This window comes from uncultured Campylobacter sp. (genome assembly GCF_938015785.1).
In the GTDB taxonomy this organism is placed as follows: domain Bacteria; phylum Campylobacterota; class Campylobacteria; order Campylobacterales; family Campylobacteraceae; genus Campylobacter_B.
On the sequence record NZ_CALLWC010000028.1, the window covers coordinates 12,217 to 31,121 of the forward strand.

Annotated in this window: 27 protein-coding genes, 1 tRNA gene and 1 pseudogene; 5 read left to right on the top strand and 24 right to left on the bottom strand. The window is 47.3% G+C overall.

The genetic code is table 11. The features are described from left to right. Positions 1-2: 2 nt before the first annotated feature. From tkt to Q0393_RS03690, 4 genes are all read left to right on the top strand, one after another. On the top strand, positions 3-1,931 hold the full coding sequence (tkt, locus tag Q0393_RS03675; protein ID WP_298977991.1) for a transketolase: 1,929 nt from the start codon (positions 3-5) through the stop codon (positions 1,929-1,931). A gap of 27 nt (positions 1,932-1,958) precedes the next feature. Continuing rightward, positions 1,959-2,369, top strand: coding sequence for a GyrI-like domain-containing protein (locus Q0393_RS03680; RefSeq protein ID WP_298978019.1), 411 nt, complete (start codon positions 1,959-1,961; stop codon positions 2,367-2,369). A gap of 293 nt (positions 2,370-2,662) precedes the next feature. Then, positions 2,663-2,750, top strand: a tRNA-Ser gene (locus Q0393_RS03685). Between the two features lie 34 nt (positions 2,751-2,784). Next, on the top strand, positions 2,785-3,333 hold the full coding sequence (locus Q0393_RS03690; RefSeq protein WP_298977993.1) for a GrpB family protein: 549 nt from the start codon (positions 2,785-2,787) through the stop codon (positions 3,331-3,333). Between the two features lie 410 nt (positions 3,334-3,743). On the opposite strand, the gene Q0393_RS03695 is transcribed toward Q0393_RS03690, so the two are convergent. Both Q0393_RS03695 and Q0393_RS03700 read right to left on the bottom strand, forming a co-directional pair. Continuing rightward, entirely contained in the window at positions 3,744-4,829 is a 1,086-nt protein-coding gene (locus Q0393_RS03695) for a threonine synthase (protein WP_298977995.1), read from the bottom strand. Positions 4,830-4,837: 8 nt separating this feature from the next. After that, complete coding sequence (locus Q0393_RS03700) at positions 4,838-5,224, bottom strand: RidA family protein (protein ID WP_298977997.1); 387 nt, start codon at positions 5,222-5,224, stop codon at positions 4,838-4,840. Between the two features lie 142 nt (positions 5,225-5,366). Here Q0393_RS03700 and Q0393_RS03705 point away from each other — a divergent pair, with 142 nt between their 5' ends. Further along, complete coding sequence (locus Q0393_RS03705; RefSeq protein WP_298977998.1) at positions 5,367-6,083, top strand: PAS domain-containing protein; 717 nt, start codon at positions 5,367-5,369, stop codon at positions 6,081-6,083. Positions 6,084-6,252: 169 nt separating this feature from the next. Here the strand turns inward: Q0393_RS03705 and Q0393_RS03710 are convergent, their stop codons facing one another. The 22 genes and pseudogenes from Q0393_RS03710 to rplC form a co-directional block, all read right to left on the bottom strand. Further along, positions 6,253-8,292 (bottom strand): phosphoethanolamine transferase, encoded by a 2,040-nt coding sequence (locus tag Q0393_RS03710; RefSeq protein WP_298977999.1) that lies wholly within the window; start codon positions 8,290-8,292, stop codon positions 6,253-6,255. Between the two features lie 504 nt (positions 8,293-8,796). Then, positions 8,797-9,555 carry a type I methionyl aminopeptidase gene (gene map, locus Q0393_RS03715; RefSeq protein WP_297923258.1) on the bottom strand — a complete coding sequence of 253 codons (759 nt, stop codon included), beginning with the start codon at positions 9,553-9,555 and terminating at the stop codon, positions 8,797-8,799. Continuing rightward, a complete protein-coding gene (gene secY / locus Q0393_RS03720) occupies positions 9,556-10,821 on the bottom strand; it encodes a preprotein translocase subunit SecY (RefSeq protein WP_295150643.1) in 1,266 nt (421 codons plus the stop codon). Further along, entirely contained in the window at positions 10,821-11,225 is a 405-nt protein-coding gene (gene rplO, locus Q0393_RS03725) for a 50S ribosomal protein L15 (RefSeq protein WP_298978000.1), read from the bottom strand. The genes secY and rplO overlap by 1 nt, the downstream gene beginning before the upstream one ends. Positions 11,226-11,237: 12 nt before the next feature. Next, positions 11,238-11,681, bottom strand: a complete 444-nt coding sequence (gene rpsE, locus Q0393_RS03730; RefSeq protein ID WP_005868986.1) for a 30S ribosomal protein S5 — start codon at positions 11,679-11,681, stop codon at positions 11,238-11,240. Positions 11,682-11,696: 15 nt separating this feature from the next. Next, the gene (rplR, locus tag Q0393_RS03735) at positions 11,697-12,053 is read right to left on the bottom strand and encodes a 50S ribosomal protein L18 (RefSeq protein WP_298978001.1); all 357 of its coding nucleotides are present in this window, start codon (positions 12,051-12,053) and stop codon (positions 11,697-11,699) included. 10 nt (positions 12,054-12,063) lie between these two features. Beyond that, entirely contained in the window at positions 12,064-12,600 is a 537-nt protein-coding gene (rplF, locus tag Q0393_RS03740; RefSeq protein WP_297941608.1) for a 50S ribosomal protein L6, read from the bottom strand. Between the two features lie 77 nt (positions 12,601-12,677). Then, positions 12,678-13,073, bottom strand: a complete 396-nt coding sequence (rpsH, locus tag Q0393_RS03745; RefSeq protein ID WP_005868989.1) for a 30S ribosomal protein S8 — start codon at positions 13,071-13,073, stop codon at positions 12,678-12,680. A 9-nt stretch (positions 13,074-13,082) separates the two neighbouring features. Beyond that, a complete protein-coding gene (locus Q0393_RS03750; protein WP_005868990.1) occupies positions 13,083-13,268 on the bottom strand; it encodes a type Z 30S ribosomal protein S14 in 186 nt (61 codons plus the stop codon). Between the two features lies 1 nt (position 13,269). Beyond that, complete coding sequence (gene rplE, locus Q0393_RS03755) at positions 13,270-13,815, bottom strand: 50S ribosomal protein L5 (RefSeq protein ID WP_298978003.1); 546 nt, start codon at positions 13,813-13,815, stop codon at positions 13,270-13,272. 2 nt (positions 13,816-13,817) lie between these two features. Continuing rightward, positions 13,818-14,051: a 50S ribosomal protein L24 gene (rplX, locus tag Q0393_RS03760; protein ID WP_005868992.1), complete on the bottom strand. Its 234-nt coding sequence runs from the start codon at positions 14,049-14,051 to the stop codon at positions 13,818-13,820. Next, positions 14,051-14,419 (bottom strand): 50S ribosomal protein L14, encoded by a 369-nt coding sequence (rplN, locus tag Q0393_RS03765; protein ID WP_005868993.1) that lies wholly within the window; start codon positions 14,417-14,419, stop codon positions 14,051-14,053. Before rplN ends, rplX begins: the two co-directional genes overlap by 1 nt. Then, positions 14,419-14,670, bottom strand: a complete 252-nt coding sequence (rpsQ, locus tag Q0393_RS03770) for a 30S ribosomal protein S17 (RefSeq protein WP_005868994.1) — start codon at positions 14,668-14,670, stop codon at positions 14,419-14,421. Before rpsQ ends, rplN begins: the two co-directional genes overlap by 1 nt. A 9-nt stretch (positions 14,671-14,679) precedes the next feature. After that, a complete protein-coding gene (rpmC, locus tag Q0393_RS03775; RefSeq protein ID WP_005868995.1) occupies positions 14,680-14,862 on the bottom strand; it encodes a 50S ribosomal protein L29 in 183 nt (60 codons plus the stop codon). After that, the gene (gene rplP, locus Q0393_RS03780) at positions 14,849-15,274 is read right to left on the bottom strand and encodes a 50S ribosomal protein L16 (protein ID WP_005868996.1); all 426 of its coding nucleotides are present in this window, start codon (positions 15,272-15,274) and stop codon (positions 14,849-14,851) included. The genes rpmC and rplP overlap by 14 nt, the downstream gene beginning before the upstream one ends. 2 nt (positions 15,275-15,276) lie before the next feature. Next, positions 15,277-15,972: a 30S ribosomal protein S3 gene (gene rpsC, locus Q0393_RS03785; RefSeq protein ID WP_005868997.1), complete on the bottom strand. Its 696-nt coding sequence runs from the start codon at positions 15,970-15,972 to the stop codon at positions 15,277-15,279. Between the two features lie 21 nt (positions 15,973-15,993). Beyond that, a pseudogene (rplV, locus tag Q0393_RS03790) lies at positions 15,994-16,305 on the bottom strand (50S ribosomal protein L22); the annotation flags it as partial. 9 nt (positions 16,306-16,314) lie between these two features. Further along, positions 16,315-16,596: a 30S ribosomal protein S19 gene (gene rpsS, locus Q0393_RS03795; RefSeq protein WP_005869002.1), complete on the bottom strand. Its 282-nt coding sequence runs from the start codon at positions 16,594-16,596 to the stop codon at positions 16,315-16,317. A 2-nt stretch (positions 16,597-16,598) separates the two neighbouring features. Continuing rightward, positions 16,599-17,429 (bottom strand): 50S ribosomal protein L2, encoded by an 831-nt coding sequence (rplB, locus tag Q0393_RS03800; RefSeq protein WP_298978005.1) that lies wholly within the window; start codon positions 17,427-17,429, stop codon positions 16,599-16,601. A gap of 1 nt (position 17,430) precedes the next feature. After that, the gene (locus Q0393_RS03805) at positions 17,431-17,712 is read right to left on the bottom strand and encodes a 50S ribosomal protein L23 (protein WP_298978006.1); all 282 of its coding nucleotides are present in this window, start codon (positions 17,710-17,712) and stop codon (positions 17,431-17,433) included. A 1-nt stretch (position 17,713) separates the two neighbouring features. Continuing rightward, complete coding sequence (gene rplD, locus Q0393_RS03810; protein WP_005869006.1) at positions 17,714-18,328, bottom strand: 50S ribosomal protein L4; 615 nt, start codon at positions 18,326-18,328, stop codon at positions 17,714-17,716. Next, positions 18,325-18,903, bottom strand: a complete 579-nt coding sequence (gene rplC / locus Q0393_RS03815) for a 50S ribosomal protein L3 (protein ID WP_298978007.1) — start codon at positions 18,901-18,903, stop codon at positions 18,325-18,327. Before rplC ends, rplD begins: the two co-directional genes overlap by 4 nt. Positions 18,904-18,905 lie beyond the last annotated feature (2 nt).

Below are 18,905 nucleotides of genomic sequence, written 5' to 3' on the forward strand. Positions count from 1 at the left end.
AAATGTCGAGCGAGCAGCTAAGTAAAATTTCAAATACGATCAAATTTCTAAGCGCGGATATGATCCAAAGCGCCAACTCAGGCCATCCCGGCACGCCGATGGGGCTAAGCGACGTAATGAGCGTCTTTATGAGCAAGGTCCGCCACAACCCCAAAAATCCCGCGTGGCTAAACCGCGACCGCGTCGTATTCTCAGGCGGGCACGCAAGCGCGCTCGTGTATAGCTACCTCTATCTTAGCGGATATGATTTGAGTATGGACGATCTGAAAAGCTTCAGGCGCCTACACTCCAAAACCCCGGGCCACCCGGAGATCACTACTCCGGGCGTCGAGATCGCTACCGGACCGCTCGGTCAGGGCGTCGCAAACGCGGTCGGATTTGCGATGGCCGCGAAATACGCCGCGCATCTACTAAACGAGGAAGGTAACGAGATCATCGATCACCGCGTCTATTGCTTCTGCGGCGACGGCGATCTACAGGAGGGCATCAGCTACGAAGCGTGCGCGCTTGCGGGCAGACATAACCTCGATAATCTCACGATAATTTATGATTCTAATGGCATTACGATCGACGGTAGCACCGATATCTCGTGGTTTGAGGATGTGAAGGTGCGATTTGAAGCGCAGGGCTTTGAGGTCGCGCGCATCGACGGGCATAATTTCGATCAGATAGAATTCGTCCTTGACGAGGTCAAAAACAAAACCAAGCCCTACCTCATCATCGCAAACACCACGATCGGCAAGGGGGCGCTAGAGCTTGAGGGCACAGCCAAGACGCACGGCGCGCCGCTTGGAGAGGAGCTGCTTGCGCGCGCTAAGCAAAGCCTGGGCTTTGATCCCGCCCAAAGCTTCGTCGTAAGCGAGGACGTGCTTTTTGCGACGCGCGCTGCGGTCGAGAGGGGCGATTTAGAGGAGCGGCTTTGGAAGGAGAAGCTTGCGAAGCTAAGCGATGAAAAAAGAGCGCTTTTAAACGAGCTTTTAAATCCCGATTTTAGCAAGATAGAATTCCCCGATTTTAACGGGCTTAAGGTCGCCACGCGCGATAGCAACGGCAAAATTTTAAACGCTATCGCAAACGCGGTGCCCGGCTTTTTGGGCGGAAGCGCCGATTTGGCGGCATCGAATAAGACCGAGCTAAAAGGCGGCGGCGACTTTCCGTGCGGCAAAAATTTACACTTCGGCATCCGCGAGCACGCGATGGCGGCGATCGGCAACGCCTTCGCGAGATACGGGCTTTTCATTCCGTTCAGCGCGACGTTTTTTATCTTCAGCGATTATCTCAAGACGGGCTCGCGGCTCGCGGCGCTGATGGGCTTGCGCCACTACTTCGTCTTCACGCACGACAGCATCGGCGTGGGCGAGGATGGACCTACGCACGAGCCTATCGAGCAGCTTAGCACCTTCCGCGCGATGCCAGACTTCTACACCTTCCGCCCCGCAGACGGCAACGAAAACGTAAAATGCTGGCGCACGGCGCTTGCTCTGAATGCGCCCGCGGCGTTCGTCTGCTCGCGCCAAGGGCTTGAGCCGCTACCTAAGGCGGTTTTGGGCGACGTGCAAAACGGCGCGTATCTGCTAAGGCAAAGCAAAGAGGCGCAAATCACGCTCATCGGAAGCGGCAGCGAGGTCTCGCTCTGCCTAAAAGCGGCGGCGATCCTGCAAGAGCAAGGCATCGGCGCAAACGTCGTAAGCGCGCCGTGCTTCGAGCTTTTGTGCGAGCAGGACGCTGATTATCTGGCGCAAATCCTAGAGCCGCAAACTAAAATTTTAGCCGTCGAAGCCGCAAGTGCGCTTGAGTGGTATAAATTTGCAGACGCGGTACACGGCATGCAAAGCTTCGGCGAGAGCGGCAACGCGAGCGAGCTATTTAAGCTTTTCGGCTTCACCGACGTCGCGATCGCAAAAGAAGCAAGGGGGCTTTTAGAGCAGTAGCGAAAAGGGTAAAATTTGAGCGAAAAAATCAAAATTTCGTATTTAGACGGATTTAAAATTTATGGGTTAAAAGCCCGCACGAAAAATGCGGACGAGCTAGGCGGGAGCGGTAAAATTCCCGCACTGTGGGTAAAATTTATGAAAGAGTGCTATGACGGGCAGAGCGAGATCTACGGCGTCTATTATGATTACGAAGACGGCAACGACGGGCTTTACGATATATTTATCGGCACCAAAGCGCCCCGCAGCGACGAAACCTTGGAGATCAAAAGCGGCAAATACGCCGTTTTTAGTTTCCCAAATGAGCCGCAAAACGTAGCAAAGTTTTGGAGCAAAATTTGGAGCTTTTTTGAGGCCGGCGAACTAAAAAGAGTGTTTGGAACGGATTTTGAGTTTTACGGCGGAGACGAGATCAAAATTTTCATCTCGGTTTTGTAGGGCGGCGCATGAAATTTATAAACGGCGGGTGATTTTTCGCCGCCGCGACGATATGCTTTTGCGTAAAATTTCATCCATAAAGCGGTAAATTCCGTGCCCAAAACTACGCGCGAAAGCAAATTTTATGCCCAAAGCCGCACCGAGTCGTACCTTAAGCCGTGGTTTAAAACAAAATCTAAATTTGCGCCGTTGAATTCCACCCTTCCGCCCGCAAAATCAGGCGAAATTTCACGCGGAATTTTATTTTTAAATCTGTTATTAAGCCATTTTTAGCTTAAATTACATTTTCATTCGGGTAGATGTCCGAGCGGTCGAAGGAGCGCGCCTCGAAAGCGCGTAAGGCGTCAGCCTTCTGGGGTTCGAATCCCTATCTACCCGCCATTCATTCAAATTTCACCCAACACTCGGGAGCTAGATGAGCAATAAACTCCTTTCGATGAGCCTGCAAGAGCTGTGGCGGCTCTTTCCGATACGTCTAGTGCCGCACGATCCGCGCTGGAGCGAATACTTTAGGCAGGAGCGCGAAATTCTGCGCGGCCTGCTGCAAGATCATGGCGAGATCAAGATCCACCATATCGGCAGCACCGCGGTAAGCGGGATCCGGGCGAAGCCAATTGTAGATATTTTGATCGAGTGCTCGGATATTTCCACCGCCAAGCAGCGCCTGGTAGAGGCTGGCTATCTGCTAATGAGCGAAAGCAAGAGCCGCTGCAGTCTAAATAAGGGCTACACCGAAGCAGGATTTGCCGAGCGCGTTTTTCACGTGCATATGCGAAATTTCGGCGATACAGATGAGATATTTTTTAGAGATTTTTTGCGGGCGAATGCTGATATCGCCGAGCGGTATGAGGCGCTCAAATTAGAGCTTTGTAAGCGTTTCGAGTTCGACCGAGACGCCTATACTGCCGCAAAAAGCGAATTCGTGCTTAAATTTACGCGTATTGCTAAAGAAAACTCGAAATAACCGCATAAATTTATCATCTGCGTAGAGGCTCGCTAGCTAAAAGCGATAAAACGTCCAAATTTTATAAATGAAATGGGTAGATGGTAGCCGCACATTGCAGATTAGTTTTTATAAAATTTTGATCGTGATTTAAATTTATATGGCAGCCGTCCAGCTATCGACAGATAAAATTTTACAAATCCAGCTAGCAGCAAAGTTGCTCATAAAAAATGCGCCCATATAACCGCATCGAACAAAACAGAGACTCGTCTTAGCGCCTCGATACAAGTTTAAATTTAAAAGCCTATGCGCCGTAAATTTTAAATATTCCGCTAAAACATCGGCTCATAAACTCGCTAAATTTAAAGCGGCGGGATTTAAAATTCCTCGCCGCTAGCTAGCCGCGTAAATTCCACGCCGAGCGCTTAAATTTAATGATCGCTCTTCAGTCCAGCGCCGCAAAGCGGGATAATGCTATCTCCTTGCAGATCGCGGCTCTCTTTGTAGCGCAGATATGCCGCGTAGGTAGCCGCGGTCGTGTGCTCGACGTAAAATCCGCCGCGCGCAAGCGCCGCTCTGGCGGGCAGTATGTCGCTCTCACTCGCCAAGATCACCTCGCGCTCGCCCGCGTAGCTAGAGCCAAGAATTTCGCCCGCGCGCATCGGTCTTGCGATCGCGATACCCTCCGCTAGCGTCGGCTGCGGCCTGGTCTCGCGCGCCGCACCTTTAGCGTCAAAAAGCGGGGCGCAACGCTCGCTCTGAACGATGAAAATTTTCGGCAGCGCCTCGATAAAGCCGCCCTCATATAGCTCGCCCAGCGCCGCTTGAGCGCCTAGTAGTAGCGTGCCGTTGCCCACGGGGATGAAGATATTGCGCGGCACCCTGCCCAGCTGCTCGTAGATCTCATAAATGTAGCTCTTCGTGCCCTCGTAAAAGATCGGATTATAAACGTGGTTAGCGTAATAGATCTGCTCCTGCGCTGCCTTTTTGCGGCACGCATCCGCCGTCTCGTCGCGGCTACCGTCAAACACCGTGACGTGCGCGCCGTGGCTTTTGATCATATCGATCTTTTTGGGCGACGTGCCCTTCGGGACGTAAATTTCGCACTCAATGCCCGCGCGAGCGCAATACGCCGCTACGGCATTACCAGCGTTGCCACTGGAGTCTTGCAGCACCTTTTTCACGCCGATATTTTTGGCATGCAGCACCAAAACCGCCGCGCCGCGATCTTTAAACGAAAGCGTAGGCATCGCGTAATCAAGCTTGAGATAGAGGTCTTCGCCGAATTTCACGCTCGCCGTGAGCCCCTCGCCCATCGAAATTTCTTTAAATTTAGCCGTATCGATGCCCATAAACCTGCGGTATCTAAAGATGCTAAACTCGCTTTGATCTACGAGCGCGGGGTTAAATTTAGGCGCATCGGAGTTTAGTTTATACAGCCCGCCGCAGTCGCATTTATAGTGCAAAGTATCGATGGGCGCGTGCTTGCCGCAGCCCGTGCAGATGAAATCGCTCATTTTCGCTCCTACTTTTTCTCTTTGATTTTTGCGACGGCCTCGATCTCTACGAGGCAGCCGAAGTGTAAAGCCGTAGTCGGCACCACGACGCGAGCGGGCTTGTGCGCGCCGAAAAACAGCGCGTACTGCTCGTCGATCACGTCCCAATTCGCGACGTCAGGCGTATAGACGTGGCATATCCGCACGTCGTTTTTATCCGCGCCCGCGGCGGCCAGCACTGCCGCGACGTTGCTTAGAGCCTGCGCGGTCTGCGCGGCAAGACCCTTCGGGATAGCTCCTGTGCGCGGATCCACGCTTAGCTGCCCCGAGACGTAGAGCGTGCCGTCGTCGTCTAAGATGCCCGGCGCATAATGCGCCTTTTTCGGCGCGAAACCGCTTGGGTAAATTTCTTTCATTTAAGCTCCTTTGCATATAAAATTTTATATAATTTTACTCTAAATTTATTAAAGATATATAAATATTTCTATAAATTTGCAAAAATTTTAAAATTTAATCTAAATTTATAGATTTTTTTATATGAAATTTCAGGGGTCCGAATTGAACCAACTTTTGCAAACCTTTATACCGACCGCGCACCTTATTAAAAATACGATCGGCGATTGCGAAGTAGTCATCCACGATATGAGCACGCCGCAAAACTCCGTCGTTTTCGTCCTCGGCGACGTAACGGGTAGGAGGATCGGTCAAAGCTTCGATCATCTGGTAAAGGACGTGTTGCTAAGCAAAAATTTTGAAAACGACTGCACCGCAAACTACTACTTCACCGCGCAAAACGGCAAGCTCATACGCTCCTCGACTTCGCTGATCCGCGGCGCAGACGGCAAAGTAGTAGGCGCGCTATGTGTAAATATCGATACTTCAAGCGCCATCGCGGCATACAAAGCAATAAAAAATCTGCTGCCGAATGCAAAGCTCGATAGCAAGGAGCTGCAGGGCGCAAATTTTACCGACGGAGGCTGCGATAACGCGGCATTAGATGAAGCGAGCTCAAATGACAGCGTAAATTTAGAAGCAAAAAACTCTAACGATTCGCAGCAAAATATCCTTGATATCGTCCAGGACCTTATCGCATCGGCTACGCACGATCTGGATGTAGAGCGGATGAAGAAAGAGGATCGAAAGCGTATCGTAAAATCCCTCGCGCAAAAAGGAATTTTTGAGGTAAAAGGTGCGGTGGAGCTCGTCGCAAAGGCGCTTAGGACGCAGAAAGTCACGATTTACTCGTATATGGATGAGGTAAAGAAGAAGAGCTAGCCGCGACGCATAAATTTGATCTCAAATCTAGCAAGCGCGCGCCTTTTTATCAGCGTAGCCATTGGAGTGGCGCAAATTTTAATCTGAATTTGATGAACAAATCAAAAAGCAGGACATACTAATTCCTATTTTATGCAGCATGTAACGGCATAAAAGCAAAACTCATCTGTTACTCGAACTCGTAGCCCTTTGCGCTTTTTAATTTCTCGTCATAATCGACTCCGTTAGCAATTCGCTTGCGCGAAGCATTGAAATCCGCTCGTATCGGACTTTTGTGCTCGTCAAACTCAAGCGGCGCGACACCGATGATATCTGCTAGCAGATGCGCTAAATCATCGCTCATAAAAGGCTTATCTTTCGCCGCAGCTAGCCTCTGCCACAGCCTAGCATGATCGCTCAAAAACTCGCGCGAGGCTATAAAAAGCAACGGAATTTCGTAAGTAAAGCGGCTCTCCATGCCGTGCCCAAGGCGTCCATTTTCATATAAATTCTCGCCGTGATCGCTAAGATAGACGATGAGGCTGTCGTCGCCGGAGAAAATTTTAAAAATTTCATTTATGACAAAATCATTGTAAAGCACACTGTTGTCGTAATACGCGACGACATCTTTCTGCTTGGAAGTAAGTTTTGCCTTTACATCCGCCGCGCTAAACTTGCCAAATCCCTCGGGATAGCGCAGGCTGTAATCCATGTGGCTGCCGATGAGATGGATCACGTAGAAGTTTCGCTCGCTCTGCCCCGCTTTCGCCTGATTTATGAGTGGAAGCAGCACTCCGTCAGGCTTGATGCGGACGGTTTCATAAAGATTGCTCTTTGAGAGGAAGGATTCCGCGTCCGCGCGATCGGCAGCGCTTTTAGCACTTAACGCATGTGCGCCGAAAGCCTCTTGATTGCTAATCCAAAAGGTGCGGTAGCCACTTAGCTTAAACATATCGATGATGCTAAGGTTGCGAAACCACGCCCTTTTGCGCTCGCTTTCGTAATCGCTGAAATTTAAAAGCCGCATCAGCACCTGATTAGTCGTGCCGTAAGGCGAGATTGTATCGCCAAATTTTATCAGATTGCCGCTCGCCTCGAGACCCTCCAAAAGCGGTGTATTTTTAATGCCGTAGCCGTAGAGCGACATATGCCCGCGCTGCAAGCTCTCACCGATTATTAGGATGATATTTTTGACGCGAGACTTTTGCAAGGCGGGGTTTGTAGCGGCCTCAGGGTTTTTAGAATTTGAAATCACGCTGGGGCTTTGCGGCGCAGAATTTAAAGTCTTGCCCCAACTCTGCGGCTCAGCGCCTGGGGCGAGCGTAGAATTTAAATTTGCGCCGTAATTTTGCGCCTGTGCGCTTGATGCGGGCGTGGAATTTTCAGACGCGGAGCCCGAGGCGGCGCCTTGCGGATCTGAATTTGCGCTGCCTTTTAAAACGCTTTCGTTCGCGCGCTTGGCCTCGTCATATCCGAGCTGCACTTCGCGCATATCGGTGATGAAATTTTTATCGCTCAGATAGTCTTTTATCGTAAAGGCAAACTCCAGCGGGACGTATTGCGATAGCTTGGTTATATAGCTCTGCTTGCCCTGAAAAGCTTTAACGGCGATATCGGCGCAAAAGATCGTTCCATAGATAAGATAAAGCGCCGCTAGCAGCAATCTTAGGCGGCTATGCGTTTGCTCCTCCTTTCTCTGCCCCGCTTTTAGCGCCGCACAAATGCAGCCGAGCAGCACCGCTAAATATAAAATCGTTGCGGGGTTAAGAAACTGCGAAACAAACTCGCGCGTCTCGGCTGCGTCGGTATGAACGATCGCGTCGATCGCCACGACGTTGAAGCTTGAGTCGAAATTTACGATCAAAAACAAAGCTGCGCTCGCAATCAGCGCAATCAGCGCTAGTAACACGAACGAAACGAGCTTAAAAAATCGCCCGCTAAGCAGATAGCAGAGGTGAAAGATGAGTAAATTTATGATGAATACCACGGGAAAGCTCTCGGCGATGTAGGCAAAGATGGGGCCGTTAATCTGATAATGTATCTTAGCCCAGCACGCGAGCAAGCATAGCGCCGTCGCTAGCCAAAACACCCTCCATACGGGACGTTCGCGCAGCGCGGCAAAAAAGCCGCGGTCGATTTTCATAAGCAAGCGCGCTATGAGCCTGCCCGCCTTCGTCCGCACCATAAGTCCGCCTATATTTGCTAGCGCTACATAAAATTTTTCTCTCATTTTACTTTCCTGCCTCGTACGAAAGGACGCGACGACGCGTACTTCACATAGCGCGGCATATTTTCGCTTTAAAATCAAGGCGCAATCTTAGCCGCTTAAAGCTTTGAGCTCGCTTACTTGCGCGCTTTTACGCTTCAAATTTTACAGTTAAATTTAAAGATACGGGGCATGGAATTGAACGGCGAAATTTTGAGGCGAAATTTTAATTGAAAGCAGATCTATGAGCGAAACTACAAAACGAGGCTTTAAAAACAGAAAGCATGAGCTAAAATCCAACCCTTAAAATTTTGCGGCCGGACCCCGCAAACCGTCGCAATAGATTTTAAAATTTCTAGTGCGATAAGCTTCAAACGGTCTTTGGATAAAATTTATGCATTAAGCGACTGGAGTAAAATTCTACGACACGAGCAGTGTAAAATTATCAAAGACCGATCGCGGGCAAAATTTCGCACCGACAAAGTGAAAAAATTTTAACTAGGCTGAGCCAGCTTTTGCGCGGAAATTCTATGCGACGCTTAGGACTTCTACCTTACCGTCGAAAACCGCCATGCAGTGCTCGTAGTGGCTAGTGCGAAGCCCATCCTTGCTTCTCGTACTCCACTTATCCTCGGCGATGACCGGCGTGCCGTCCTTTTGGCAGATCATCGGCTCAATGCAAAAGACCATGCCGTTTTTGATTTTAGGACCTGATTTTGGATTGTTGCCCTCCAAATAGTTTGGGATCTCAGGCTCTTCGTGTGGGTGCTTGCCGATGCCGTGACCGCAGAAGCCGTATAGCGGCACAAAACCGCGCGCGCGGATAAATTTCTCGATCTCGAAGCTTAGCTCTTTGAAGTGCATCCCTACCCTGATCGTTTTGATGGCAAACTCCAGCGTATCCTTGCTGCATGCGATGAGATCTTCGTCGGCTTTTGAAATTTTACCGACGGGCAGAGTGCGTGCGCTGTCGCCGAAATATCCGTTTAGTTTGGAGCCCAGATCGACGCCTAAGATATCGCCCTCTTGCAGGATCGTTTCGTCTGGGATTCCATGGATGATGACCTCGTTTAACGAGAGGCAGGCGGCATTTGGAAAGCCGTATAGCCCTTTAAAAGCCGGGTACGCACCCTTAGAGGTGATGAAATCGTCGATCTTCTTATCGACTTCGAGCAGGCTAAGACCCGGCTTTATGAATGAAGCTGCATAATCAAGGGCCTGCGCGACGATCCTATTCGCTGCACGCAGCCCCTCTAAATCTTTTTTTGTTTTAAGTAAAATCGCCATTTATAGCCCGACCGCGCTTAGGGTCTGATATTTGTTCATATAGATCTGCGCTTCGATGCGTCTCATCGTATCAAGAGCGACGGAGACGACGATCAGCACGCTGGTACCGCCGAAATAAAACGGCACGCCCATAAATTTAACGAGCAGCCACGGGATGACGGTTACTAGCCCGAGATAGATCGAGCCCCAGAATGTAAGGCGGCTAGCAACTTCGTTTAAGAAGCTCGCCGTTCCCTCGCCCGGACGAATGCCCGGGATAAATCCGCCCTGCTTCTTTAAATTTTCGCTAATATCCTTGGAATTAAAAGCAATTGACGCATAAAAATAAGCGAAAAATATAACTAACACAAAGGTCAAAAAGTTAAAGAAGTAATTGCTAGGGCTTAGGAAATCGTGGATCTTTTGGATGATTGGATTGGTGCTTGCCTGTAAAATTGTAGTCGGAAACATCAAAATCGCGCTTGCAAAAATAGGCGGAATGACGCCACTTAAATTTAGCTTGATCGGCACGTAATTCATAATGCGCTTGTTTTGATTCGCCATCAATACCTTGCGCGAAAACGATACCGGAATTCTGCGTTCGCCTAGCTCCACATATAAAATTGCACCGATAGTAGCCAGGATAATTAGCACGATCGCGATTAGCTTTAAAACGTTCATCTCGCCAGTATTTACTAAATTTACGGTACTTCCGATCGCTCTAGGGATGGCGCTTACGATACCTGCAAAAATAATAAGGCTGGTGCCGTTACCGACGCCGCGTTGCGTAATTTGTTCGCCGATCCACATCAAAAGCATGGTGCCTGCCAGCATCGAAATGCACGAGATAAAAACAAACTCGTTGGTATTCTCTGCCATTATCGCAGGCGCTCCGGTTTGTCCGTGGATGCCCTGCAAGCCGATGCTAACACCGATGGATTGAACCATAGCAATCGCTATGGTAGCGTATCGGATGATTTGCATATATTTCTGCATACCGTCGCGCTCTTTTTTGAGTTTACCTAAATTTGGAAAGGTTGCGGCGAGCAGCTCCATAATGATAGAAGCGGTAATATAAGGCATAATGCCTAGCGAGATAACGCTGAATCGCTCCGCCGCGTTACCGCTAAACATATTAAACATTCCAAAAGCGTTGTTGCTATTGTTTTGAAAAAATTGTTTTATAACCTCAACGTCCACTCCCGGAACCGGCACGTAAGCTAGCAACCTATAGGCAAAAAGAAAGCCCAAAGTAATGAGAATTTTGTTGCGTAGCGATTTATTCATTATTTTTGTCCGCTATACTTTACGTTCTCGTCTTTGATCTTGCTCGCGAGCGCTTTTGCGCCTACGCCGATCAGCTTGATCTTTTTAACGGAATTTGAAATTTTATGAACGGATTTGATGCTTTCGATCGTAATCTCACTAAGAAGATCTTTGATAGCTTCGATTTTATCGACATTGATCACGTAAGGCTTTTCAAATTTAGAAGTAAAACCTACCTTTGGAAGCCTTCGCTGAATCGGCTGCTGACCGCCCTCGAAGCCTCTTTTTTCATGAGAGCCGGTACGCGCAGTCTGGCCCTTGCCGCCGCGACCTGCAGTTTTACCTAGGCCGCTTCCTTGACCGCGACCCAAGCGCTTAGTAGCGTGAGTCGAGCCTGGGGCTTTTTTAAGATTTTCTAATCCCATCTTTTATCCTTGTTAGTGTTTTAACATGCTAAGAGCTTTCATCGTAGCTCTTACGACATTTGAGGAGTTATTCGAACCTAGCGATTTGGTGAGGATATCTTTAACACCCGCAAGCTCTAAAACTGGGCGGACTGAACCACCTGCGATAACGCCGGTACCTTCGCTCGCCGGCTTAAGTAAAATTTTGCTCGCATTGTATTTAACTTCGATATCGTGAGTGATAGTGGAGCCGTTTAAATTTACCTTGATGATATTTTTAAACGCATCGTCTACCGCTTTTTTAATCGCATCTGGAACCTCTTTGGACTTGCCAAAGCCAAAGCCCACTAGGCCGTTTCTATTGCCTACTACGATAAGAGCCGTAAACCTAAACCTTCTACCGCCTTTAACGACCTTTGTAACCCTACCGATATTGACGATTACCTCTTCGAATTCTTCTCTATTATACTTTTCCACAATCATTCCTTTGGGTTATAGTTTGATGCCGTTTTGGCGTAGCGACTCGGCAAAGCTTGCGATTACGCCATGATACAAATAGCCATTGCGATCGAAAATCGCCTCGGAGATGCCTTTATCCCTTAGCTTGGAAGCCAAATCTTTAGCTAGGCTAGCCGCGCCCTCTTTGTTTGCCTTTAAATTTAAAACCTTACCGCTGCTAGCGCACAAAGTCGCGCTCGCCGCGTCGTCGATAGCCTGAGCGTAAACTGTCCTATTGGATTTGAAAATAGAAATTCTAGGGCAAGATGCGACGCCTGAAATTTTAGCGCGAATTCTTCTTTTTCTCTTGATTCTTAAAGAGATCTTTCTTTTTAATACGTTCTGTGTCATTTCTCAACCCTTATTTCTTAGCTGTTTTTCCGGCTTTGCGGATGATATGCTCTTCAAGATACTTGATGCCTTTACCCTTGTACGGCTCAGGCGGTCTGAATCCTCTGATCTCGGCTGCTACTTGACCTACTTGCTGCTTGTCGTCGCCTTTGATGGTTACAACGTTTTTATCTACGGAAATTTCGATTCCTTTTGGAGATTCAAAATTTATCGGATGCGAAAAGCCCAAATTTAGCTCAAGCACCTTGCCCTTCATCGCGGCTCTATAGCCGACGCCGTTGATTTCAAGCTGTTTTGAAAACCCCTCGGTAAGACCAAGGACGATATTGTTGGCTAAAGCACGGTATGTTCCCCAATACGCCCTGCTCTGTCTATCCTCGCCCTTAGGTGAGAATTCTATCTTTCCGTCTTCGATTTTTACATCAACATGACCTTTTAAATCAAGCTCTTTTTCGTTATTCGATTTTTTAAATTTTAACGACGAGCCGTCTATTTTGACCTCTAAGCCGCTTGGAATAGAGATCGGTTTTTTACCAATTCTTGACATAATTTTCCTTTTTATTTGTCTAGGGTATGTCTACTTTTACGAATGGATACCACAATGCCATAAAAAGTAGAAACTTCTTACCAGATCGTGCAAAGCACTTCGCCGCCGACGCCCGCTTTGTGCGCGTCGATACCGCTCATAACGCCTTTACTTGTGCTAACGACAACGGTTCCGTAGCCGTTTTTGAAGCGCTTGATCTCGTCTTTGCCTTGATATACGCGGCGGCCCGGAGTCGAAATTCTTTTAACTTCGTTTATCACGCTCCTGCCTTTTTCGTCATATTTAAGCACTACGTTGATGATCTTTTTATTGTTTTCCTCTACTACGTTGTAGCTCTCGATATAGCCCTTCTCAGCTAAAATTTTAAGCATAGCCTCGACTACGTTTGAGTGAAAAAGCTTAGTCGTATCTAGCCTTCGCATCGCAGCATTTCTGATGCGAGTTAGTCCATCTGAAATAAGATCGTTAATCATCTCTTCTCCTTACCAGCTTGCTTTTTTTAGACCCGGGATCAAGCCCTCGTTTGCCATCTTGCGAAGGCAAACGCGACAAATTCCAAAATCTTTATAAACGGAGTGCGGACGACCGCAAATTTGACATCTGGTATATGCGCGAGTGCTAAATTTAGCGGGGCGTTTCGCCTTGGCTACCATTGATTTTTTTGCCATATCATTTTCCTTTTGCAAAAGGCATGCCGAATAGCTCTAGCAATTTAAATGCCTCTTTATCATTATTTGTAGTCGTTACGACGGTTATATTCATACCGTGAGTTCTTAAAATTTGATCGTATTCAACCTCAGGGAACATCAGCTGCTCTTGCAAACCGAAGTTATAATTGCCGCGTCCGTCAAAGCCCGTTCTAGGTAGTCCTCGGAAATCCTTAACTCTAGGAAGCGCGATAGAGATCAGTTTCTCTAGGAAAGCAAACATCTGCTCTTTTCGTAACGTAACCATTATGCCTACTGGGAAACCTTCGCGCACTTTAAAGCCGGCAACCGATTTTTTTGCATTGACGATAAGCGCTTTTTGGCCTGCGATCAGCGAGATAGTATCGGCCATATTTTGAAGCACTTTTTGATCTTTGCTCGATTCGCCCGTTCCTACGCTGATAACAATCTTTTCAAGCGCCGGGATAAGCATAGGATTTTTTATATCAAATTCTTTCTGCAAAGCAGCTCTGATGGAATTAGCGTATTTATCTTTTAGTCTGCTCATAATCAACCCTCTACCAACGCAACGTTTGAAATATCCATAGGCATCTCTTTGCTTGTAAAGCCGCCTTGCGGATTTTGCTCGGTTGGTTTGATAGCCTTTTTAGCCATTTTACAACCCTCGACGATAACTTGAGCTTTTTTAGGAAACACTGCCTTAACAGTGCCTGTTTTACCCTTATCGTCACCTGCGATGATCTTTACTTGATCGCCTTTTTTAATCTTAAATTTTACTGCCATTATAAAACCTCCGGAGCCAGCGAAACGATCTTCATAAAACCGCCGTATCTGACCTCTCTACCGATAGGACCGAAAATACGAGTGCCGATCGGCTCTTTTTTTGAATCCAAAATAACGGCTGCGTTCTCATCGAATCTAATTAGCGAGCCATTGCCTCTGTGCAACTCTTTAGTCGTACGAACGACTACGGCTTTTACTACTTGACCGCGCTTAATCTTGCCGTTAGGGAGCGCTTTTTTTACAGAGCAAACGATGATATCGCCGATTGTGGCGTATCTTCTTTTGCTGCCGCCCAAAACTTTAATACACATAAGTTCTTTTGCGCCGCTATTATCAGCTACCGCAAGTCTGGTAAAACTCTGTATCATTATTCAACTCCTGTTTTCAAAACCGCTTTTAAGCGAAACGATTTTCTAGCGCTTAACGGTCTGCACTCGATCGCAGATATGGTATCACCGATCTTTACGACGTTGTTTTCATCGTGGATCAGATATTTTTTAAATCTTTTTACGATCTTTCTATATCTAGGGTGCATAACCCTTCGCTCTACCAAAACGGTAGCTGTTTTATCGCCCGCCTTCTTTACGACTACGCCTTGAATTTCTCTTTTAAATGCCATAACCTATCCTTATTTCGCTTTAATAGCGGTGTTGATTCTAGCGATATCTTTTTTGATAGCGCGAATCTCGTTAGGATTGCTTAGCTGCATAGTCTTTAGCTTTTGTCTAGCCGTAAATAAAAGCAACTTACTTTGTTTCAACATAGAATTTAGCTCAGCTAAATCTTTATCTTTCAAATCAGTATATTTCATTTTCGCTTTCCCTACTTACGATTTTCGTTTTAAAAGGTAGTTTATGAATCGAAAGCATAAGCGCCTCTTTAGCAACCTCTTCGCTAACGCCGGTCATCTCGAAAATGATCCTACCCGGTTTTATATTCATTACCCACTCCTCTACGCCGCTCTTACCCTTACCCATACGAGTTTGTAGAGGCTTTTTGGTAAGCGGTTTGTCTGGGAATACCTTAATCCAAATTTTAGCTTGACGATTCACGAAGCGCGTCATCGCGACACGAGCCGCTTCGATCTGGCGAGAATTTACCCTACCCGCCTCTACCGCTTTGATACCGAAATCGCCGAACGTCAAGGAATTTCCTCTCGTCGCATAGCCGCGATTGCGACCTTTCATCATCTTGCGGTATTTTGTTCTTTTTGGCATCAACATAACTATTTACCTCTTCTTGGTCTGCGTGTTTTTTTAGGCGCATCATCGGTCTTTTCAGCCTGGATGCCTTTTTGTAAAATTTCACCCTTAAAGATCCAAACCTTAATACCGATATTACCATAGGTCGTATGCGCTTCGGCAAAGCCGTAATCGATCCTAGCCCTTAGAGTATGAAGCGGAACGCGTCCCTCCAAATACCATTCGGTTCTAGCCATCTCTGCACCGCCCAAGCGACCTGCGACGCAAATTTTAATTCCCTTTGCGCCTGCTTTTTGAGCGCCTTGGATGACCTTTTTCATAGCGCGGCGGAATGCAACGCGGCGCTCTAACTGCATGGCTACGTTTTCTGCGGCCAAAAGTGCGTTCGAGCCTACTTTGCGCTCCTCTTTGATATTGATGGCTATGTCTTTATTGACTAGCTTAACGACTTCGCTTCTTAAATTTTCGACCTCGCCGCCTTTTTTGCCGATGATAATACCCGGCCTTGCGGCTACGATCGTTACGCGAATTTTCTTAGCCGTTCTTTCGATAAGAATTTGGCTAATTCCCGCATAATAAAGCTTAGCTTTTAAAAATTTGCGGATCTTGTAATCCTCGCCGATACTTTCGGAAAGCGTCGCTTTAGAAGGAAACCATCTAGACTCCCAATTTCGATTAATTCCTAATCTTAAACCGATCGGATTTACTTTCTGTCCCATTTACGCTTCCTTCTTACTTGGTTTTGCTACTTCGACGATGATGTGCGAAGTAGGCTTTCGGATACGGCTAGCCGTACCTCTGGCGCGCGGACGAAATCTCTTAAGTACGGGACCCGCATCCACTCGGCAGCTGGTAACTACGACCTCTTCAGGCTCAAAGCCGCCGTTTGCGACCGCGCTTGAAATCGCCGTAGCGATATATTTCGCGCCGCGATTAGGCGTAAATTCCAAAGTAGCAAGGGCAAATTCCGCATTCATGCCTTGAATTTGCTTCGCTATAAGTCTTGCTTTTGTCGGCGAAAGGCGAACAAATTTAATAGTTGATTTACTCATATTCTATCCTTACTTGCCGATCTTTTTCTGCACGGAGCCTTTGTGGCCCTTGAAAGTGCGCGTAGGAGCGAACTCGCCTAATTTATAACCGATATGATGTTCGGTGACGTAAACCGGGATAAAATTCTTTCCGTTATGAACGTTAAACGTAAGTCCGATCATCTCAGGCACGATCGTGCTTCGTCTCGACCAAGTCTTGATCGGTTTGTTATCGCCGGCTTTCTTTGCCGCAACGACTTTTTTCATTACGTGATCATCTACGAAAGGACCTTTTTTTAGCGATCTAGCCATTTTTATTTTCCTTTCCTTCTTGAAATTATAAGCTTATCGCTCGCTTTTTTATGGCGAGTTTTATAGCCCTTCGTCGGTTTGCCCCACGGAGTTACCGGATGGCGGCCGGAGTTTTTCTTACCCTCGCCACCGCCGTGTGGGTGATCGACCGGGTTCATTGCAGAACCTCTGGTTTGAGGACGGATACCTCTATGGCGATTGCGTCCGGCTTTGCCGATGACGACGTTTGCCCACTCTTCGTTACCCACTACGCCGATACTGGCCATGCACTCTGCAAGTACTCTTCTCATCTCACCGCTAGGCAGACGTAGAATTACATATTTTTCCTCTTTACCCATAAGCTGAGCATAACCTCCGGCGCTACGTGCCATTTGAGCACCTTTGCCAGGTTTTAACTCGATATTATGCAGAATAGTTCCTACAGGGATGTTTTTCATCTTCATAGCATTGCCGGGTTTAATATCTAATCCACCCTCGGCAGCGGCTACTACGTCGCCCACATTAAGATCGTTAGGCTTGATAATGTAGCGCTTCTCGCCGTCTGCGTATGAGATCAATGCGATACGGCAGTTGCGATTCGGATCGTATTCGATTGCCTCAACCTTGCCAGCAACGCCGAATTTATTTCGCTTAAAATCGACAATTCTATAAAGTTTAGCGGCTCCAGCTTGTTTATGGCGGCTAGTAATGCGACCGTTATTGTTCCTTCCGGCAGCGGCAGGAATTTTAACGAGCAAGCCTCTAACGCTAGCTTTTGCAGTGATATCCTCGCTGCTAAGCCCTGTCATAAATCTTCTACTTGGAGTATACGGTTTATAAGTTTTAATCGCCATTTTACGCCTCCACGCTTTCTAGGCTTACGCCTTCAGGTAGTTTGACGTAGAATTTTTTCACATCGTTTCTAGCGCCAGTTCTGCCTTTAAATCTTTTTAATTTGCCGTCCTGTCTTAAAGAATTTATCTTTAGCGGAGTGATCCCGAAATAGTTCTTTAAAACGCTCTTTAGTCCGTTTTTCGTAACCGACGGGCTAGTTTGGATAACGACCACGCCGTTTTCTTGAAGACCGAGAGACTTTTCCGTATAAAGGATCGTTTTGATATCTGTTATATCTGCCATTTTAGTCCTCTTTCACTATTGATTCAAATGCCGCTTTTTCGAATACGACCGAGCCGTAAACTGCAATTAGGTAAGCATTGACCTCGCTTGCATCGATGACATAGCAATTCTTAAGATTTCTATAGGCCAAAAGAGTTTGCGCGTCCAGCTCGTTTTTAACGATCAGCGCATCTCTAACGCCTAGTTTCTTAATAAAATTTGCCGCATCTTTAGTTTTACCGCTTTTTAGCTCCAAATCGTCGAAGATAAAAATTTTACCCTCGTTTGCTTTCTCATTGATAGCAAATTCCAGCGCAAGTCGTTTTTGCTTTTTATTAACCTTCTGCTCGTAATTTCGCTCATTAGTCGGACCAAATGCGACCGCGCCGCCTACCCAGACATTGGTTCTGGTTGAGCCCGCACGTGCGCCACCGCGACCCTTTTGTCGCCACGGTTTTTTACCGCCGCCGCTAACCTCGGCGCGAGTTTTAGCGTTAGCCGTATTTGCACGAAGCGAAGCAAGGTAAGATTTGACGTACAAATATAGATTGTGCGAATTGACTTCCGAAAATTTCGCAGGGATTTCAATTTCGCTTGCTTTTTCCAGTTTTTCGTTAAGCACGCTTACTTTACTCATTTTACTATCCTTATTCTGCCCATTGCGCCGTTAAATCCAGGAACCGAGCCCTTAAGCACCAAAATTTTATTCTCGGCATCAAAGCTTACGACTTCGTTTTTGGCAGTGATCGTTTCGTTTCCAGTGTGTCCCGCCATCCTCATACCGGGCTGAACGCGACCGGGCCACTCGCAGTTGCCAATAGAACCAGGCCTTCGGTGGAAGCGGCTACCATGCGCTGCAGGACCGCCCGCAAAGCCATGGCGCTTAATAACGCCCTGATAACCTTTACCCTTGGATTTAAAGCTTACTTTGACGATCTTGGCTTCGCTCAAAATATCTAAATTTTGATCGCCAAGCTCGGCATTTTCTAAGCTTAGAGTCGCAAATTTATTAAATTCCTTGCTTAGGCTATATTTCTTTTGAATTCCGGCGATAGCTTTGTTATACGCTTTGCCGTCTGCGTAGGCTACGATAGCTTTTTTCTCATCGCAAACTTCGCAAATTTTGGTATTAATAAGTCGCAAAAGAGTCACGGGCGTGCTGCTCGTGTCGATCGTCCTACTCATACCTATTTTTTCTACAATATATTCCATTG

Excerpts from the sequence above, each read along its gene's own strand:
- map (WP_297923258.1), bottom strand. The coding sequence starts at position 9,555 with ATGGCGATTTTACTTAAAACAAAAAAAGATTTAGAGGGGCTGCGTGCA.
- Q0393_RS03750 (WP_005868990.1), bottom strand. The coding sequence starts at position 13,268 with ATGGCAAAAAAATCAATGGTAGCCAAGGCGAAACGCCCCGCTAAATTT.
- rplO (WP_298978000.1), bottom strand. The coding sequence starts at position 11,225 with ATGGGATTAGAAAATCTTAAAAAAGCCCCAGGCTCGACTCACGCTACT.
- Q0393_RS03710 (WP_298977999.1), bottom strand. The coding sequence starts at position 8,292 with ATGAGAGAAAAATTTTATGTAGCGCTAGCAAATATAGGCGGACTTATG.
- rpsS (WP_005869002.1), bottom strand. The coding sequence starts at position 16,596 with ATGGCTAGATCGCTAAAAAAAGGTCCTTTCGTAGATGATCACGTAATG.
- rplX (WP_005868992.1), bottom strand. The coding sequence starts at position 14,051 with ATGGCAGTAAAATTTAAGATTAAAAAAGGCGATCAAGTAAAGATCATC.
- rpsQ (WP_005868994.1), bottom strand. The coding sequence starts at position 14,670 with ATGGCATTTAAAAGAGAAATTCAAGGCGTAGTCGTAAAGAAGGCGGGC.
- rplD (WP_005869006.1), bottom strand. The coding sequence starts at position 18,328 with ATGAGTAAAGTAAGCGTGCTTAACGAAAAACTGGAAAAAGCAAGCGAA.
- rpmC (WP_005868995.1), bottom strand. The coding sequence starts at position 14,862 with ATGAAATATACTGATTTGAAAGATAAAGATTTAGCTGAGCTAAATTCT.
- Q0393_RS03700 (WP_298977997.1), bottom strand. The coding sequence starts at position 5,224 with ATGAAAGAAATTTACCCAAGCGGTTTCGCGCCGAAAAAGGCGCATTAT.
- tkt (WP_298977991.1), top strand. The coding sequence starts at position 3 with ATGTCGAGCGAGCAGCTAAGTAAAATTTCAAATACGATCAAATTTCTA.
- rplE (WP_298978003.1), bottom strand. The coding sequence starts at position 13,815 with ATGAGCAGACTAAAAGATAAATACGCTAATTCCATCAGAGCTGCTTTG.
- rplP (WP_005868996.1), bottom strand. The coding sequence starts at position 15,274 with ATGTTGATGCCAAAAAGAACAAAATACCGCAAGATGATGAAAGGTCGC.
- rplR (WP_298978001.1), bottom strand. The coding sequence starts at position 12,053 with ATGACACAGAACGTATTAAAAAGAAAGATCTCTTTAAGAATCAAGAGA.
- rpsH (WP_005868989.1), bottom strand. The coding sequence starts at position 13,073 with ATGATTAACGATCTTATTTCAGATGGACTAACTCGCATCAGAAATGCT.
- rplF (WP_297941608.1), bottom strand. The coding sequence starts at position 12,600 with ATGTCAAGAATTGGTAAAAAACCGATCTCTATTCCAAGCGGCTTAGAG.
- rplC (WP_298978007.1), bottom strand. The coding sequence starts at position 18,903 with ATGGAATATATTGTAGAAAAAATAGGTATGAGTAGGACGATCGACACG.
- secY (WP_295150643.1), bottom strand. The coding sequence starts at position 10,821 with ATGAATAAATCGCTACGCAACAAAATTCTCATTACTTTGGGCTTTCTT.
- Q0393_RS03695 (WP_298977995.1), bottom strand. The coding sequence starts at position 4,829 with ATGAGCGATTTCATCTGCACGGGCTGCGGCAAGCACGCGCCCATCGAT.
- Q0393_RS03690 (WP_298977993.1), top strand. The coding sequence starts at position 2,785 with ATGAGCAATAAACTCCTTTCGATGAGCCTGCAAGAGCTGTGGCGGCTC.
- rplN (WP_005868993.1), bottom strand. The coding sequence starts at position 14,419 with ATGATACAGAGTTTTACCAGACTTGCGGTAGCTGATAATAGCGGCGCA.
- Q0393_RS03805 (WP_298978006.1), bottom strand. The coding sequence starts at position 17,712 with ATGGCAGATATAACAGATATCAAAACGATCCTTTATACGGAAAAGTCT.
- rplB (WP_298978005.1), bottom strand. The coding sequence starts at position 17,429 with ATGGCGATTAAAACTTATAAACCGTATACTCCAAGTAGAAGATTTATG.
- rpsC (WP_005868997.1), bottom strand. The coding sequence starts at position 15,972 with ATGGGACAGAAAGTAAATCCGATCGGTTTAAGATTAGGAATTAATCGA.